This window comes from Cystobacter fuscus DSM 2262 (genome assembly GCF_000335475.2).
Classification (GTDB): Bacteria; Myxococcota; Myxococcia; order Myxococcales; family Myxococcaceae; genus Cystobacter; species Cystobacter fuscus.
Window position 1 is genome coordinate 1 of sequence record NZ_ANAH02000030.1, and the last position, 17,188, is coordinate 17,188.

Below are 17,188 nucleotides of genomic sequence, written 5' to 3' on the forward strand. Positions count from 1 at the left end.
CTTCCACCGCGCGGACAATTCGCTGTACCGCCCGCCGTCACTCATCTGGCTGGTGGCGAGCGCATCCCGGGCCGCTCGGCCCAGCCCCCGCAGCACGTCACCGGGCCGCTCGGCCCGCTCCGCATGGGCCGACAGCGGCAAGCCTCGCCGCTCCAACTCCTCGCGCACGGTGGGCATCAGCCCCAGCGTCTGTCCCAACTGCTTGTCCCGGGCCAGCAGGCGCAGCAACGCGCCCACCTCGTCGTCATGGGCCGAGTGCAGCACGAAGAGGGCGAACACCTCCGCGTGGTAGTGCCCATAGCGCTCGGTGGCCTCGAGCAGGAAGGCGGCGCGCTTGCGGGTGAGGAGGTCGGCGGCGTCCGCGCGTATGGGCCCCAGGGCCCCCAGCCGCACGGCGCTCCAGCCGTCCAGCGCCTCCACCACCCGGGGCATGTCCACCCGCTCCTGCAACGCCACGTAGTCCCCGGGCGAGGCACATCGCAGGAAGGGGGCCAGCAACGCCTCGGCATCCCCCGCGGACAGCTCGGGCCACCCCGGAGGCAGGGCCTGCTCTCCACACGCGACAACTTCTCCCGAGGCGGCGCCGGACCCGCCTGTCCCCTCGGCCAGGACGAGCGCAGTGCTCGCGGCGCACCCCGCCAGCACGGCGACGGCCAGCAGCAACAACGCCACCCCGCCGCCCCACGTCGTGTCAGAAGTCCTCACGGGCACCCCCGAGGGCACTTCAGCGCCGCAGCAGCACGGAGGCGGCCGACACGGGGGGCGGCTCGACGGCGGTGCCCTTGCGGCGCTGCACGGGCGCGTCCAGGAAGGTGCCGAGCAGCACCCAGCGCCGTGCGTCCTCGTCGCGACCCGGCCGGGCCATGAGCGGCGTGGTGTAGTGCCAGAAGGGCAGCCGGTACACGGTGATGCCGCCCAGCGTGTTCACGCTCTTCATCTCCGAGAAGTGTCCCTTCTTCGAGTAGATGAGCCACTGGTGCGCCACCGCGGGCGTGGCGAACGTGAGGTGCATGTCCACGTAGCCGTCGCGTGCTTCCTCGTCCTCGGGGTGGTGATCGTTGTGCGGCCCCGCGTAGTCCCCCGGGCCGTAGCACAGCACCTGGATGCCCCACTTGCGCCGCAACGGCCGGCCACTCACCGCCGCCGCGAACGCCGCGAAGCTGTCCGAGCGCATCATCTCCACCAGCCCCACCCGCTCCGCGGCCGCATACGAGCGCGAGCGTCGGCTCTCCAGCATCGCCGTGCTCACCCGCACCGTCTTGGGCAGCAGCTCCTCGTAGTTCTCCGTCATCCCGAGGATGCTCTCGGGGGGGATGGGGTCCTCCATGGGCGAGAGCGTGCCCGGCAGCGCCGCCTCCAGTGCGTCCCGGCAGGCCGCCGCCTTGCGCGCGTCGATCACCCCGCCGAGCGCCACGAAGCGCTGGCCCGGCTTGAGGAGCGCGCCGCACGCCTCGTCGTCCCGGCCCTCCAGGATGCGCCGCCCCCGGGGCGTGAGCAGATCCGCGAACTGCGCGGGAAAGGTCTTCATGTCACCCGTCTCTTCCGTGCCAGTTCCACCAGCGCCGGGCCAATCTCCCCCAGCGGCAGCACCCGGCTCACCGCTCCGGTGGCCACCGCCTCCTGGGGCATTCCGTAGATGACCGCCGTGCGCTCCGACTCCGCCCACACCTCGCCGCCCGCCTTGCGGATGCTCTTGGCGCCCAGGGCCCCATCCGAGCCCATGCCCGTCAGTACCACACCCACCGCCTTGGAACCGAACACCTCGGCCAGGCTCATGAAGAGCCGGTCCACCGAGGGCGCGTGCTTGTCCTGCATCGTCGGCGGCGGTGTCCCGAGCGTGTACTGCCCACCCTGCCGGTACACCACGAGCTGCCGTCCACCGGGGGCGATGAAGACATGGCCCGGCTGGAGCGTGTCGCCCTCCTGTGCCTCGCGCACCGTGAAGGGGCCGAGCCTGTCCAGGCGCTCGGCGAAGGCGCGGGTGAACTGCTTGGGCATGTGCTGGCACACCAGCAGGCTCATCGACGGCTCGGGCGAGAGCGACTCCAACAGCCGCTGCACCGCGGGCGGTCCACCCGTGGAGGCCCCCACGCCCACCACGAACGAGGGCTCCAGGGGAATGACACGCGAGCGGCGCACCGCGGGCTGGAGCTCCGCGCGCACCCGCCGCGCGGCGTGGACCTTCTCATGCAGCTCCCGGCGCAGCCGCTCCAGCGCATCGGGCGTGGGCTTGGAGGGCTTGGCGATGAAGTCGAAGGCACCCAGCTCCAGCGCCTTGAACACGTCCGCCTTGTGCGCATAGCTGGAGATGACGATGACGGGCGTGGGCGCGGCGCTCTTGAGCAGGCGCAGGAAGGAATAGCCGCCCAGCCGCGGCATCTCCAGGTCCAACGTCACCACGTCCGGGTGCAGCGCCAGCACCTGACGCAGGCCCTCGTTGCCGTCGGCGGCGGTGCTCACCACGCGCACGTCCGGCGAGGACTCCAGCAGCTCCGTGAGCAGCCGGCGGTTGGGCGCCGAGTCGTCCACCACCAGGACCTTCAGGGGTTCCTCGGCGCTCATGTTCCCCCTCCCCCGCCCAGCTCGGGCCTGCGGTAGACGAGATCCCCGCGCAGGTGCACCAGCTCGAAATCGGCGCTCAGGTTGATGAGGTTCTCCGAGTGGCCCAGCATGAGGTAGCCGCCGGGCACCAGCTTGTCGTAGAGCAGCCGCAGCACGCGCTGGCGCGCGGGCGCGTCGAAGTAGATGAGCACGTTGCGGCAGAAGACGGCGTCCACGCGCGAACTCAGGGGGACGGAGTCCACGTCGCGCAGGTTGTGGTGCCCGAAGGACACCATGGCGCGCACGTCGTCGCGCACGCGCACGCGGTTGGGACCCACGTGGACGAAGTAGCGCGCGAGCTTGTCCGGGGACGTGGAGCGCAGGGCACTCGGTCCGTACTCGCCCAGGCGCGCCGCGGAGAGCACCCGGCGGGAGATGTCCGTGCCGTGCACCTCGAGATCCCACCCCTCGAAGCGCCCGCTCTCCAAGAGGAGCATGGCCACGGTGTAGGCCTCTTCCCCGGACGAGCAGCCCGCGGACCAGATGCGCAGGCGCCGCGAGCGCGCGTTGCGGCGCTCGAGCACCGGCAACACCTCCTCGGAGAAGGCCTTGAGCTGGCGCGGCTCGCGGAAGAAGTACGTCTCGTGGGTGGTGAGCGCCTCGACGGCCGTCTCCAGCTCCGAGCGGCGCTGGGCGTCGAAGCGCAGGTAGCGGTAGTAGGTGCTGAAATCCGTCAGGCCCAGGGCTTCCAGCCGGGGCCACAACCGGCGCTCCATGACGTACTTCATGTCGTCGCGGACCAGGATGCCGCAGTAGGCATACACGAAGTCCCGCAACAGGCGGAACTCCTCCGCGGTCATCTCCGGTCTGCCTGTATCGAAAGGCATCACCCGCGCGGCCCTCCCCCTTCCACTCAACGTCCCGACAAGCGTTCCACCGCGTCCACCAGCGCCCGGCGAGCCAGCGCATCCGTCTCGGATACCAGCGCGTTCATCAGCGGCGGCAGCAACCGCTCCTCGCGGGAGTCCGCCAGCACCCGGGCCGCCGCGGCACGCACGTCCCAGTGGGCATGGCCGAGCAGGCCCAGGGCCAGGGCTCCGCCGACCCCGGAGGCCGCGCCCGCCAGCAGCGCCGCCTTCACCACCTCGTGGTCCTCATGCGCCACCGCGTGTTGGATGACCTCGTCGCGCAGCACGCCCAGGCGAGCCAGCGAACGCACCGCCCGGAAGGCAATGGCTCCGTCCGGATGTCGCACCAATGCCTCCAGGTCCTCCGCGAGCGCCACCGCTCCGCACTCACCCACGGCCTCCAGGGCGGCGAGCCGCACCTCCAACGCGTCATCGGCCAGGGCCCGTTGCAGCAGCGGCGCCAGGGAGACGTCCCCCACCTGGCCGAGCACCCGCACCGCGGCGGCACGCACCCGGGGGGCCTCGTCCACCAGCGCCACGCGCGTCAGTTCCAGGCCCCCGGCGGGATCCACCGCGGCGAGCACCTCCACGGCGGTGGCACGCAGGGGCTCGGACCCCTCCCGGGCGATGCGCCGCACCAGGGGGAGCTGGGCCGTGCCGCCCACGCGCACCAGGGCGTTGAGCACCACGGGCTGAGCCCCCTGCTCCAGGGACGTCTGCAGCGCCTGGAGCACCCGCGCGCGAAAGCCCGCCGACAGCGCCACCAACGCGCGAGCGGCCACCCCGGCGAGCTCCGGGTTGGACAGGAAGCCCGCCAGCGGCTCCACGGCTTCCAGTGCCCCCGTGCGTCCGAGCGCCCGCGCCGCCACGCCCTTCAAATCCACCTCGCCCCAATCGAGCATCTGGACGAGCTCGGGCACGAAGGACTCGTCCACCATTTCCACCAGGACCTGTCCGGCCGCCTCGCGCGCCGGGAAGGACAGCCGGTCCATGCTCGCGAGCAGCTCGCGTCCCGTCTCCGGGCCGAAGCAGGCGAGCGTGCGCATGACCTCGGGCACCAGCCGCTCCTCCTGGGCCACCTCGGCCACCAGGGGCGCCAGCCGGGGCTCGCGCAAGGCCGCCGCGGCCACGAGCGCGCCGGTCTTCACCTCGATGTCTCCGGACTCCAGCGCGCTGGTCACCCAGCTCACCGCCCCGAGCAGCCGCCGGAGCGCCTCGCCCACGGCCGCGTACATGGCGGGACGCGAGCCATCCGCCATCCGCGCGGAGTGCTGGCCGAGCGCCACGAGCGCCGACTCCCGGGTGGAGCGCGACTCGGACGCCGCCAGGCCCCGGCACACCAGCGCCACGACCTCGGTGCGCTCGATGAGGCCCAGGACCCGGTAGGCGCTGCGCTTGAGCAGGGGGTTGTTGAGCAGGGGCACCACGTCGGCGAGCGGGGGCGGATGGCGCAGCGCCGCGAGCGACTCCAGGGCGCTCAGGCGCAGCAGGGGCTCGGGATTGGACAGCACGCGCTCGAGCGCGAACGCCGCGCCACGTCCCCCCACCCGGCCCAGGGCCTCCGCCGCCGCCACCCGGACGTTGAGATCCCCGTCCTCCAGCAGCACGGCCACCAGCGCGCCCTCCGCTTCGGGCAGCGCGAGCTGGCCGAGGATGTCCGCGGCGAACTTGCGCAGGTCCGGATCCGCGTGCCCGAGCAGGTGCACCAGGGGCTGCACCGCCGAGGCCCCCATGCCCGAGAGGGCCTCCGCCGCGGCGTTGCGCGCGCCCGTCTCGTCGCGCTCGCCCAGCACGGCGATGAGCCGCTCCACCACGGCCCCGCGTTCCGGCAGCCGCACGAGCCCCTCGGCCGCCGCGCGGCGCACCCGCCAGCTCTCGTCGTGCAGGCCGGTCACGAGCTCCTCTCGGGCCTCCAGGCGCGACACGTCGAGTTCCAGCAGGGCCCGGTAACGCACCTCCTCGGCGTTCCGTCCCTCCTCGCTCATCCGTTCACCCTTCGGTTGGAGTTGGAGTTGGAGTTGGATTCGGCCAGCAGCTCCGCCAGCAGCAGGGCCTTCACGTCCAGCAGCAGCTTGAGGCGCTCGCCGCCGGGCGCCGAGGCGTCGCGGCCCTCGGGCTCGCCATAGACGCCCACCACGAAGGGCGCCGGGCCCACCGCTCCGAGCGCGGGTTTGATGTCACTTCTGCGCAGCCGCACCACCTCGGACACCCGGTCCACGGTGAAGGCCACGCGCCGGCGGCCCAACCAGCACACCAACAGCCGTGTCTTGGGGGTGTCCACGGGGGAGGGCTGGCCGAGCAGCCGCTTGCGCAGGTCCACCACCGGGAGGATGGCGCCGCGCAGCCGGATGACGCCCTCGATGAAGGGAGGCGCGCCGCGCAGGGGCGTGAGGCGCTGGGGCTGGAGGATCTCCTCCACCCGCATGATGTCCACGGCGTATTCCTCGGTGCCCACGAAGAAGGCGCACAGTTGCACGAGCGGATCCCGCTCCGCCGCGGCCTCTTCCTCGGCGCGCGACTGCGTCACGCGGGTGAGGACGTTGATTCGCTGTCTCATGAAAGGGCCTGCCAGAGATCGAGCAGAATGAAGAGTTCCTGTTTGCGCCGCCCGAGCCCCACCACGCAGTCGCGCTCTCCGCCGCCCACGCCGGGCGGGGCCAGCTCCAGCATCGAGGGGCGCAGCCGCACCACCTCGTTGACGGCGTCCACCCAGATGCCGGCGAGCCCATCGGAGGCCTGCACGACGATGATGCGCGTGCCGCGCGGAGGCGTCACGGTGGCGTCCGGACCCGCCACCAGGGGTGCCTTGTCGGCCAGGCGCAGCCTCACCTTGATGTCGTAGACGGGCAGCACCTCGCCGCGCAGATACATGACGCCCAGCAGGTTGGGCGCGGCGCGAGGCACCTCGGTCAGGGGCGGCACCTTGACGATCTCCCGCACGCCATGGATGGGGACCGCGTAGAGCTCGCCCTCCAGTTGGCAGGCCAGATACTCCTCGGGCACCTCTTCGGCGACGGGCTCGAGCGACTCATCGGTCCCGGCCACCACTTCCTGGATGAGGCCCACGTCCTCATCGGGGCGGTAGAAGAAGCTGTCGAGCAGGACGGACAAGGAAGGCACGGCGCCAAGGATAGCAGGCCCACGGCCCCGGGAGCGATTCAGGCCCGACGGCGCTCGGAGCTCATCCCCTCTTCGAGCAGGGCACCCACATCCAGCACCAGCACGGTGCGCCGGTTGGCGAGGTCGGCGGCCCCCGAGATCCCCCGCACGCCCTGCAGGCGTCCACCCAGCGACTTGACGACGATGTCCTGCTGGCCCTGGAGCTCGTCCACGGCGATGCCCAGGCGCTCCTGGGCCAGCCCCGCCACCACCACGAAGTAGCGGTCCGCGGGACGCTCGGGGTGGTTGAACACCCGGGCCAGGCGCATGAGCGGCAGCGTGGTGCCTCGCAGGTCCAACACCTCGCGCCGCTCCACGGTGCGGATCTCCGCCGGCTTGACGGAGAGGATCTCCAGCACGCTGTTGAGGGGCACGGCGTAGGTGCGCCCGCTCACTCCCACGACGAGCGCGCGGATGATGGCGAGCGTGACGGGCAGCGTGATGTGGAAGGCGGTGCCCTTGCCGCGCTCGCTCCACACGTCGATGATGCCGGACAGGTTGCCGATGTTGTTCTTCACCACGTCCAGGCCCACGCCCCGGCCCGACAGCTCGGACACGCTGCGCGCCGTGGAGAAGCCCGGCAGGAAGATGAGGTTGAGCAGCTCGCGCCGGCTCATCTCGCGCGCCTGCGCCTCGGTGATGAGGCCCTTGCGCAGCGCGAGCTCACGCACCCCCAGCTCGTCGATGCCCGCCCCGTCGTCGCTCACCTTGATGAGGACGTGGTTGCCCTTCTGCTCGGCCTGCAGGGCCACCCGGGCCCGCCGTGACTTGCCCGCCGCCAGCCGGGCCTCGGGCGACTCGGCGCCGTGGTCGATGGCGTTGCGGATGATGTGCATGAGCGGATCGCTCAGCTCCTCGACGATGAGCTTGTCCAGCTCCACGTCGCCGCCGCCGATGACGAAGTCGATCTCCTTGCCCACCTCGCGCGCGATGCGGCGCACCAGCCGGGCCAGCCGGTCGAACACCTGACCCACCGGCACCATGCGCGCCTCGAGCAGGCCCTCCTGGAGCGCGTCCAGCTTGCGCTCGAGCTGCCGCGTCTCGCGCGACAGATCCTGGCCCCACATCTTGGAGAGCGTCACCCCGGCGTCCACCCGGGCGCTCTCCGCCATGCGCTGCAGGTTCGCCTTGATGAGCAGCAGCTCGCCCACGGTGTTCATCAGCGCGTCCAGGCGGCTGATGTCCACGCGCACCGTCTGCGTCAGGCTGCGCGCCGACTCGCTCTCCGCCTTGGGGCCGCGCGGCGCCGTTGGCTCCTCGGTCAGCGTGCGCACCGCGGGCAGGGAGGAGGTTTCGGGCGCGGGGAGCGCCGGAGCGACCGGCTCGACGGCGCGCAGGGGGGAGGCCTTCACCAGCGGCGCGTCCGCGGGCACCACGTCCTCCGCCGACGTGGACGTCCCCGCGCCCGTCTTGGGAGCCCGGGGCTTGCGCCGGGTTGTCTTCTTCGCCGCGGGCGCCTCGGCGGCTGGGAGCGCGAGGGGGAGCGGCGCGGCCGGCGTCTTCGGGGCGAGCCCGGAGGGGACCAGGGCCGTGGCGCTCGGACGGACGGTGAGCGCGAAGAGCTGCGCGGGCGTGCCTTGCAGCTTCGCCGCCAGCTCCGCTTCGGACACCCGGGAGCCGAAGATGAGATCGAACGCGATGCCCGACAGCCCTCCGGGCTCCGACGAGGGCAGCGTGCTGACGACCTCGCCCAGGGGCTTGAGGCGCACGTTGAGTTCGGTGAGCCCGGTGTCGAAGTCGGACAAGTCGAACGCGGCCCGGATGCGGTAGAGCGCCACGCCCCGGCGCACGTTCTCGCGCAGGCGGTGCTCCTCGTACTCGGTGAAGACGGAGCGCACCTGCGCATCCAACTCCAGCCTGTCGAGCGGATCCTCGTCGGCCGTCGCCGAGGCGGTGCCCAGGTTGGACAGCCGATCTCCCAGCACCTTCACTCGCTCGTTCAAGGCGTCCGAGGACTCCTCGCGCGCGGCCTCCGCCAGCAGGGCCTGGAGCACGTCCAGCGACTCGATGAGCAGGTCGAGCACCTGATCATCCAGCGACAGCCGGCCCAGCCGCAGCCGATCCAGCAGATCCTCGGACTGGTGGGCGAGCCGGGCGATGCGCTCCTGGCCGAAGAGCGCCGCCAGTCCCTTGAGCGAGTGCGCCGCCCGGAAGATGCCGTTGATGATGTCCGGCTCGGGTTCCACCCCGCGCTGTTGATCCAGCACGAGCAGTTCCTTGCCCAGCGACTCGAGGATTTCCGTTCCCTCGGCGACGAACTCCGCCAGGGCCTTGCCCGCGGAGTTCACGCGAGCTTGAGGTAGCGCCGCACGAGCCCTTCCAGGCTCTGCGGGGAGAAGGGTTTGACGAGGTACTCCGCCGCGCCCAGCGCCAGTCCCCGATCGCGGTCCTTCTCGCGGCCCTCGGTGGTGACGATGAACAGGGGCGTGTCGCGCAAGGAGGGGTTCGTCTTGACGAAGCGGATGAGCTCCAGCCCGTTGATGTCGGGCATGTTGATGTCGGTGATGATGAGCGCGAAGGCGTGCTGGGGCAGCAGCTTGAGCGCCTCCAGACCGCTGCTGGTGGCGATGGCCTCCAGCCCCGGGATGGACTCCACCGTCGCGGAGATCAACTCCCGCGAGGCCTTGGAATCCTCCACGATGAGAATCTTGGACGTCATTCGTGCGACCGAGCCTCGCATCCTAACAGAAGGACGAGAGGGGGCGAGATTCACCCCTTGCGGCCGGAGAGGCGGCGAGCGAGTTCCTTGTCCGCCAGCACGGCCACCTTCCTTCCCCGGAAGGCGGGGAGGAAGTGTTCCTGGAGGGCGGAGAAGCGGACGGATTCGTCCAGGGCCTCCTGCCCGGGGACTTCCAGGGCGACCGACTCCACCTTGGCCCGGGTGAGCACCTTGCCCGCGGAGGCGAGCGCCTCGCCGAGGGAGGACGGCTCCAGGCCACGCCGCCGGCCCAGGCCCATGACGAAGACGCGGGGGACGCTGAAGCGGCCATCCGTGGGCAGGAGGAGCGAGTCGTCCTGGGCGCCCACGAAGAAGCCGGACTGGAGCACGCGCGACAGGGCGCCACACAAGCGCCAGTCCACGTAGCCGGCGGTGCCGGGCAGGGGCCGGTCGTCCTCGCCCACGAAGAGGCACAGGGCGTCCACGTCCGCCAGCGAGTCCAACCCGCCCAGGCCCAGTTCGTGCGCGGAGACGTTCACTGCTTCCCCAGGGCGACGGCCACGCGATCCAGCAGGCCGTTGACGAAGGCGCTGGACTCCTCGGTGCCGAAGTTCTTGCCGAGCTCCACCGCCTCGTTGAGCGACACCTTCTTGGGGATGTCCGGGCGGTACTTCAGCTCGAAGACGCCCAGGCGCAGCACGTTGCGGTCGATGCGCGACATGCGATCCAGGCGCCAGTTGTGGCTGTGCTGCTCGATGAGCCGATCGATTTCCGCGCGGTGCGCCATGACGCCCTCGGTGAGCTCGCGGGCGAACTTCACCGCCTCGGGCTCCTTGTTCGTCACCTCGGCGGCGGCCCAGGCCGCTTCCAGGGCGTCATGGATGGAGCCCGGCGTCATCTCCATCTGGTAGAGCGCCTGGAGGGCCCGCTCGCGTGCCGTTCTGCGCGCACCCATGTCAGCTCCTCTTCCCGTCCGTCAGCGTGGCGAGCTTCGCGTGGAGGTTGACCATCTCGATGCACGCCGCGGCCGCTTCCGAGCCCTTGTTGCCGGCCTTGACGCCCGCCCGGTCGATCGCCTGCTCCACCGTGTCGCACGTGAGCACGCCGAAGGTGACGGCCGCCTGCGAGGTGAAGGCCACCTGGCCGATGCCCTTGGTGCACTCGCCCGACACGTAGTCGAAGTGGGGCGTGCCGCCGCGGATGACGGCGCCCAGGGTGATGATGCCCACGTACGAGCGCGTCTCCGACACACGCCGGGTGAGCGCGGGCAGCTCATAGGTGCCCGGACAACGGAATACGTCGATATCCCCGTCGGCGACGCCGTGGCGGACCAGCGTGTCCAGCGCGCCCTTCACCAGCTCCTCGGTGATGAACGCGTTGAAGCGGGCCACGCAGATGGCGAAGCGGCCCTTGGGGGGGAGGAAGTCACCTTCGATGTAGCGAGGCATGTCCCGACCTCTCTACACCAGCCACCCGGCTGGCGTCCCGACAGAGTTTTCCCCGGCCCCCGGCACTCAGGAGGCCTGGCGGCCCCGGGGGGGACGGCGAGCGGCCACGCGCCGGGCCGGCGGAGCGCCCTGGGTGAGCGGCACCTGCTCCACCACCTCCAGCGAGTAGCTCTCCAACCCCACGATCTTCTTGGGATTGTTGGTGAGCAGGCGCAGCCGGGTGAGCCCCAGGTCCTTGAGGATCTGCGCCCCCACGCCGAACTCGCGCAGGCGCGTCTGATCCTTGTGCCCGGGCACCAGCTCCTCGTTGGAAACATGGGTGCAGCGCAGCCGGTTCTTGCGCGCCGAGTCCCCCTGCAGGAAGACGATGACCCCCCGCCCGGCCTCGTGGATGGCCTGGAAGGCCCGCTCGAGCTGCACGCCACACTCGCACCCGGCGCTGCCCAGCACATCCCCCACCAGGCAGGTGCGGTGGACGCGGGTGAGCACCGGCTCACGGCCGGACAGCTCGCCCTTGACCACGGCCACGTGCACCGCGCTGTCCACGTCGCTGCCGTAGGTGTAGGCCCGGAAGCTGCCCTGGCCACGGCGCTCCAGCGTCGTCTCCTCGAGCCGCCGCACCAGCCGCTCGCGCTCCAGGCGGTAGCGGATGATGTCGGCCACGGACAGCAGCACCATCTGGTGCTTGCGGGCGAACTTCACCAGGTCCGGCCGGCGCGACATGGTGCCGTCCGGGTTCATGATCTCGCAGATGACGCCCGAGGGGCGCAGCCCCGCCATGCGCGCCAGGTCCACGCTGCCCTCGGTCTGACCGGTGCGCACGAGCACCCCACCCTGCCGGGCGCGCAGGGGGAAGATGTGCCCGGGCCGCGCCAGGTCCGACGGCTTGGCGTTCGGCGCCACGGCCACCTGGATGGTGTGGGCGCGGTCCGCGGCGGAGATGCCCGTGGAGACGCCCTGGGCCGCCTCGATGGAGACGGTGAAGGCCGTCTGGAAGGACGAGGTGTTGTCCTGCACCATGAGGGGCAGGTTGAGCCGCCGGATGCGCTCCTCGTCGAGCGCCAGGCAGATGAGCCCTCGCCCATGGGTGGCCATGAAGTTGATGTCCTGGGGGGTCACCTTCTCCGCCGCCATGACGAGGTCACCCTCGTTCTCCCGGTCCTCGTCATCCGTGAGGATGACCATGCGGCCCTTGCGGATCTCCGCGAGCGCCTTCTCCACCAGGGTGATGCTGTCCGACTCGTGCTGCCTGCCGCGCGCCATGCGAACTCCTGAATGCTTCCCTGTGCTCAACCGCCGAAGCCCGCCGCCTTGAGGACCGCCTCGGAGAGGCCACCGCCGCCCGGCCCCTGGCGCAGCGACACGAGCCGCGCCACGTACTTGCCAATCATGTCGCCTTCCAGGTTCACCCGCTCGCCCACCCCGCGCGAGCGCAGCGTGGTGCGCTCCTGCGTCTCGGGGATGAGCTGGACGCTGAAGCGATCCGTGCCCACCGAGTTGACGGTGAGGCTGATGCCGTCGATGGCCACCGAGCCCTTCTCGATGAAGAAGGGGGCGAGCTCGGCGGGGAGGCCGAAGACCATCACCCACGAGCCGCCCTCGGCGCGCGTCTCCAGCACCTCGCTCACCGCGTCCACGTGGCCGGCGACGAGGTGGCCGCCCAGCCGGTCCCCGAGGGCGAGCGCCCGCTCGAGGTTGACGCGCGAGCCCGGCTGTCGGGCGCCCAGGGTGGTGCGCCGCAGCGTCTCCGGGGCGGCCTGGACGCGGAAGGAGTCTCCCGCGCGCTCCACCACGGTGAGGCAGGCGCCATCCACCGCGATCGATTCACCGAGCGCGAAGTCCCGCGCGCCCAGCGCCGTGCGAATCCAAAAGTCCGTCATCCCTCCGGGGATGACTCGCTCCACCACGCCGATGTCCTGGATGAGTCCGGTGAACATTGCGACGGGCTTATAACGGATCCCCGTCCCGGGTTCCGCACCTTCCCTCGGGACGGGCCACGAAAGCCCGGAGGTGCCCCGAACCAGGGCGCCAGGCAGGCGACGGCTCAGGCCGCGGGGGCCTCGGGGGTCTTGTACCGCTCGGACATCAGCGACCATTCCATGTTGGCGAACATCCAGGCCTGCAACACCCCGACGTAGCGCCGCACTTCGATGAACAGGGCCACCTTGTCCTTCTTGTACGCCTCGTGCTTCGCCCACTCCTCGATCTCGCCCTGGCCCAGTTCCGCCCGCTGCATGCGCGCCTGCAGCTCGCTCCAGATCTTCTCGAACTCCGCCACCGTGTTGTTGTGCCTCTTCACCACCTGCTGAATGGCGTCCTCCAGCGAGCACTTCTGCTTGTTCTGGATGATGAAGACGAGGTTGTGCATGTCCCCGACACGCATCTCCTTCTCCAGGGAGATGAGATCATTGAAGAGGGTGATCACCTGGTTGGCCAGGGAGCTGAGCTGCTTGATGCTGGGACTGTCCAGCATCACCGCCGGCATCTTGACGAGTCCGAGCACGCCCGCCAGCTCGAAGCTCGGCTTCACCCCGCCCGTCTTCTCGCGCTCGACGATGTACTCCTCCACGTCCGGCACGTGCTTCTTGAGCTTGTTCTCGGACTCCCAGAGACACGCATCGAAGTAGTCCCGCATGCTCCGGTGGAAGTGATCCCTCCACTGCCGGGTGGAGTGTTTGTACATCCGCCTGTGCAGGTCCATCAACGCCAACAGAAACCGGTGCTCTTGCTTTGGCGACGCGCCGGGAGAGAGCCGCTCCTTCATGGACAGCGCGAACACCCCCGCCATGCCCAACCAGTTCGCGGGGTCGCGCAGACCCCGTCTGGACATGCACAAGGCCATGCGCATCACGGGCTGCATCTTCCTGAGCTTCTCCGGCGGAGCATCGTCCCAGACCTTGTCGAACAGGTAGAACGCCGTCATGTAGTCGTTGACGATGCTCAACTGCTCGACGCTCGCCTCGGGGAAGGCATACGAAGACAACAAGTGGTAGTCGAGCGTGGGGAAGATTGCCATGTGCCTGGCGGACAGCAGCTCGAACCGCTGGACCCACTCCACCGTTTTGGCCCAGGCGTCCAGGTCATTCTTGTTGAGCGGCGCCTTGTACGGCATGTGGATGGAGGAGAAGTCAATCTTTTTCATGAAATCGTGATTCCGAGGTTCAACCGACACTGGCTACGGCGTTGGAGGCGGACGTCTCCGGGAACTCCATCACCGGAGCCGCTCCCGGCCCCTGGCCCTGGGGACCCCGCACCATGCGCAGCAGCATGGAGGGGTGCGCCAACACCAGCGGCGAGCCCGTCATGTGCATCACCTTGGCGAACGCGGTGGTGACGATCGGATCATACGCCGCGAGCGACTGCAGATGCCCGGAGGCCCCCTGCATCGCCTTCCACCACAGGGGGCGGGGTCCTTCCACCGAGGGGTAGACCAGGTCCGAGCCCGCGCCCATCGTCCAGGACATGTCGTGCATGCTGGAGAGCTTCGCCTGGAAGCGCCGTCCGAGCCCCACCATCGCCCTCGAGGGCTGCTCCGACAGACACTCATCCAGCAGGGAGGCGGCCAGCACGGACAGCGTCATGCCCTGCCCGTAGATGGGGTTGAGGCTGCACACGGCGTCTCCCAGCACCACGAGCCCCTCGGGAATGCCCGTCATGCGCTCATAGTGCCGGCGCATGTTGGAGGGGAACTTGTGGGCGGCCACCGGCGACACGGGCTCGCAGCGCCGGAGCATCTCGTAGACGTGCGGCTGCGGCAGGCGGCGGGCGAACTCCAGGAAGTCCGCCTCGTCACCCGGGGCGTGGTCCCCCAGGGCGCCGGCCAGGGTCACCAGCCACGCGTCCCCCTCCACCGGGGCGAGCGCGCCCAGGCGCGTCTCGTGCGGAGCCGTCGGGAAGATGGAGAGCGTCTTCCAGTTGGTGGTGACCCCCGGGAGCTTGCGCACCTTGCGGCTGGCGTAGCCCACGTCGATGCGCACGTGGGTCTCCTCCACCCGGGGCAGTCCCAGCTCCTCGAGCCAGCGGGGCATGCGCGAGCCGCGGCCACTCGCGTCCACGACGAGATCCGCCTCGAGGATCTCCGTGGCCTCCTGCTTGCGGCGGCGCACCTCCACGCCCCAGACGGCGACGCGGTTGCTCGTCACCACGGGCTTGACGACCTCGCACTCGTCCAGGATCTGCAGGTTGGGGAGCTCCCGGACGCGGGAGCGGATCACCGAGTCCAGCAGGGTCCGGGTCTGGATGTAGAGGGTCAGCCCCGGCGTGGCGCGGGCCTGCCAGACGCCACCCCGGTAGAGCGCCACGTCGGACATGTCCAGGACGTTGGAGCCCGCGGTCACCATCTGCTGCCACAGCCCGGGGAAGTACCCCTCGAGGATCTCCACGGCCTTGGCCAGGATGCCGTGGGCCTGTTGCTCCTGGGGCAGTCCCTTGCGCAGCTCGGGCTTCTCCGGGAGCCGATCCCGCTCGATCAGGGTGACCCGCTCGAAGTGCGACGCCAGGGCGCGACTGGCGGCCATGCCCGCCATGCTCCCGCCGATGACCACTGCATGCCGGCCTCCGAAACGCCTGGAGACCGACGAGGATGTGCCCTTTGACATGTCCTGATCCGAAGCTGAAGAAGTACGAGAAGACCGGCGCCGCGGCTCAGGTGGTGCGGTTCTGACGGGCGCGCTCGGCGGCTTCCTTCCAGCCGTACGAGGTGACCAGACCCGACACCTGATCCGCCACGTTCTGCACGACGGTGGAGGCCTCTTCCGAGGTCTGCATCTGGCCCATCGTCTGTTCCATCATGTTGTTGAGATCATTGACGGCCTGGAAGATCTGGCTGATGCCCACGTTCTGCTGGGTCACGGCCGCGGTGATCTGCCGGATGGAGTCCGCGTTGTCTCGCACGATGGACGACAGCTGCTGGATGCTGCCCTCGAAGCCCTTGATGCCCTTGAGGCTCAGTTCGACCTTCTCGTAGCCCTTGGTCGTCATGGCCGCCGTCGAGCGCATGGCGTTGCCGATGTCCAACAGGATGCTGTTCACGTTGTTGGTGGCGCGGATGGACTGGTCGGCCAGCGCGCGGATTTCACGCGCCACGACGCCAAAGCCCTTGCCGTGCTCGCCCGAGCGCACCGCCTCGATGGCGGCGTTGAGCGCGAGCATGTTGGACTGGTCCGCCAGGTCCTTCACCGTGCGGGTGATGCTGGCGATCTGCTGCGTCTTCTTCTCCAGCGACTGGATGGAGCTGGCCATCTTGGCCACCTGCTGGCCGACTTCCTGGATCTCCTCGAGACTGGTGCGCACGGCCGCCACCGCCTCGGTGCTGATCTGATTGGCGCGGGTGGTCTGCTGCAGCACGTTCTCCGCCTTCTGCGAGGCGAGCTCGGAGGTCTGCTTGATCTCCTGCGCGGTGACCTGCGTCTCCTGCAGCGCGGCGGCCTGGCGCGTGAGCACCGAGCTCTGCTCGCTCGCGGACGAGCCCAGCCGCTCGGCCGAACCGCGCAGCGAGTTGGCCGACTCACCCAGCGACAGCGAGAAGGCGCTGAGCTTCTCGAAGGCGCGCGAGGTGGAGCCCGCCAGATCGCCGATCTCGTCGGTGGAGATCCAGTCCGGCAGCTTGGGCGAGCCGGACGCCAGACCCTCGATGGCCTCCTGCACGCTCAGGGCGCCCAGTTCCTGCCGGCGCGCCAGCAACCACGCGGCGATGGACGAGATGGCGAGCAGGTAGCCACCCATGAGCGACAGCGGGAACGCGGCGCGCTTGACGACCACATCGACGACCTGGCTGATGTGCTCGCCGATGCGCGCGGGATCCGTCCGCATCACCTGATTGAGGTCGTCGAAGGTGATGATGACCTGCTTGGCGATGATCGTCGTGCTGAGCATCAGCGTGGAGGCGACGAAGACGCCGAAGGCGTAGGGCAGGTACCACTTCATGCGCGGCCAGAAGAAGCCCGTTCCCCGGATGACCGCCTTGGGGTGCTTGTGGAACTCCTCGATGGCGAAGGGGCGCAGGATGCGCTCGTAGATCAACCGCTCGTTGATGAAGTTGAGCATCAACACGAGCAGCGTCGTGCTCAGCACCCACGGGATGGGCGCCAGGCTCTTCTTGTGGAAGAGGATGGGAACGGTGATGTAGAACGTCGACCCCAGGATGGCGCACAGGATCATCAGCGCCTCGAGCTGGCCGGGAATCTTCAACAGCCGCTCGATCTTGGACCCCTCGTGATCCCCGCGCAGGGTGGAGAACGCCCGCCGGATCGTATAGTTCATCACCAGGTAGGGGATGATCAGGCTGAAGAGACCGAACACGATGGGCATCGTGAACTTGGTCGTCTTCGACATCTCATCGTCCGTCAGCCCCGAGAGGTTGTTGATGAGGTAGGTCGTCGCGGGGGACAAGATGATCGATCCGAAGAACTGTCGGATGATGAAGATCTTGTTGATGGTCTGAGTGATCTGTTTGTCGGCGGGCATGGCGTTCT

At 69.7% G+C, this 17,188-nt stretch carries 16 protein-coding genes and 1 pseudogene; all 17 read right to left on the reverse strand.

Annotated elements, in window-relative coordinates; genetic code table 11:
* Positions 1 to 705, reverse strand: a pseudogene (locus D187_RS35260) (hypothetical protein); the annotation flags it as partial.
* A gap of 19 nt (positions 706 to 724) precedes the next feature.
* A complete protein-coding gene (locus D187_RS35265) occupies positions 725 to 1,528 on the reverse strand; it encodes a hypothetical protein (RefSeq protein WP_002630200.1) in 804 nt (267 codons plus the stop codon).
* The gene (locus D187_RS35270; protein WP_002630201.1) at positions 1,525 to 2,562 is read right to left on the reverse strand and encodes a protein-glutamate methylesterase/protein-glutamine glutaminase; all 1,038 of its coding nucleotides are present in this window, start codon (positions 2,560 to 2,562) and stop codon (positions 1,525 to 1,527) included. Before D187_RS35270 ends, D187_RS35265 begins: the two co-directional genes overlap by 4 nt.
* Positions 2,559 to 3,428, reverse strand: a complete 870-nt coding sequence (locus D187_RS35275) for a CheR family methyltransferase (RefSeq protein ID WP_245591904.1) — start codon at positions 3,426 to 3,428, stop codon at positions 2,559 to 2,561. Before D187_RS35275 ends, D187_RS35270 begins: the two co-directional genes overlap by 4 nt.
* A gap of 26 nt (positions 3,429 to 3,454) precedes the next feature.
* Positions 3,455 to 5,434: a HEAT repeat domain-containing protein gene (locus D187_RS35280; RefSeq protein WP_002630203.1), complete on the reverse strand. Its 1,980-nt coding sequence runs from the start codon at positions 5,432 to 5,434 to the stop codon at positions 3,455 to 3,457.
* Positions 5,431 to 6,006: a chemotaxis protein CheW gene (locus D187_RS35285; protein ID WP_002630204.1), complete on the reverse strand. Its 576-nt coding sequence runs from the start codon at positions 6,004 to 6,006 to the stop codon at positions 5,431 to 5,433. The genes D187_RS35280 and D187_RS35285 overlap by 4 nt, the downstream gene beginning before the upstream one ends.
* The gene (locus D187_RS35290; protein ID WP_043433086.1) at positions 6,003 to 6,569 is read right to left on the reverse strand and encodes a chemotaxis protein CheW; all 567 of its coding nucleotides are present in this window, start codon (positions 6,567 to 6,569) and stop codon (positions 6,003 to 6,005) included. The genes D187_RS35285 and D187_RS35290 overlap by 4 nt, the downstream gene beginning before the upstream one ends.
* 38 nt (positions 6,570 to 6,607) lie before the next feature.
* Positions 6,608 to 8,896 (reverse strand): chemotaxis protein CheA, encoded by a 2,289-nt coding sequence (locus tag D187_RS35295; RefSeq protein WP_002630206.1) that lies wholly within the window; start codon positions 8,894 to 8,896, stop codon positions 6,608 to 6,610.
* A complete protein-coding gene (locus tag D187_RS35300; RefSeq protein ID WP_002630207.1) occupies positions 8,893 to 9,267 on the reverse strand; it encodes a response regulator in 375 nt (124 codons plus the stop codon). Before D187_RS35300 ends, D187_RS35295 begins: the two co-directional genes overlap by 4 nt.
* A 50-nt stretch (positions 9,268 to 9,317) precedes the next feature.
* Positions 9,318 to 9,806 (reverse strand): M17 family peptidase N-terminal domain-containing protein, encoded by a 489-nt coding sequence (locus D187_RS35305; RefSeq protein WP_002630208.1) that lies wholly within the window; start codon positions 9,804 to 9,806, stop codon positions 9,318 to 9,320.
* Entirely contained in the window at positions 9,803 to 10,222 is a 420-nt protein-coding gene (gene nusB / locus D187_RS35310) for a transcription antitermination factor NusB (RefSeq protein WP_002630209.1), read from the reverse strand. Before nusB ends, D187_RS35305 begins: the two co-directional genes overlap by 4 nt.
* A gap of 1 nt (position 10,223) precedes the next feature.
* The gene (ribH, locus tag D187_RS35315; protein ID WP_002630210.1) at positions 10,224 to 10,715 is read right to left on the reverse strand and encodes a 6,7-dimethyl-8-ribityllumazine synthase; all 492 of its coding nucleotides are present in this window, start codon (positions 10,713 to 10,715) and stop codon (positions 10,224 to 10,226) included.
* Positions 10,716 to 10,781: 66 nt separating this feature from the next.
* Positions 10,782 to 11,978, reverse strand: coding sequence for a 3,4-dihydroxy-2-butanone-4-phosphate synthase (gene ribB / locus D187_RS35320; RefSeq protein ID WP_002630211.1), 1,197 nt, complete (start codon positions 11,976 to 11,978; stop codon positions 10,782 to 10,784).
* 26 nt (positions 11,979 to 12,004) lie between these two features.
* Complete coding sequence (locus D187_RS35325) at positions 12,005 to 12,652, reverse strand: riboflavin synthase (protein ID WP_002630212.1); 648 nt, start codon at positions 12,650 to 12,652, stop codon at positions 12,005 to 12,007.
* Positions 12,653 to 12,759: 107 nt separating this feature from the next.
* Positions 12,760 to 13,857, reverse strand: a complete 1,098-nt coding sequence (locus D187_RS35330; RefSeq protein WP_002630213.1) for a terpene synthase family protein — start codon at positions 13,855 to 13,857, stop codon at positions 12,760 to 12,762.
* Between the two features lie 19 nt (positions 13,858 to 13,876).
* Positions 13,877 to 15,313 carry an FAD-dependent oxidoreductase gene (locus D187_RS35335; protein WP_063725065.1) on the reverse strand — a complete coding sequence of 479 codons (1,437 nt, stop codon included), beginning with the start codon at positions 15,311 to 15,313 and terminating at the stop codon, positions 13,877 to 13,879.
* A 46-nt stretch (positions 15,314 to 15,359) separates the two neighbouring features.
* Entirely contained in the window at positions 15,360 to 17,180 is a 1,821-nt protein-coding gene (locus D187_RS50855; protein ID WP_155893820.1) for a methyl-accepting chemotaxis protein, read from the reverse strand.
* Between the last annotated feature and the right edge of the window lie 8 nt (positions 17,181 to 17,188).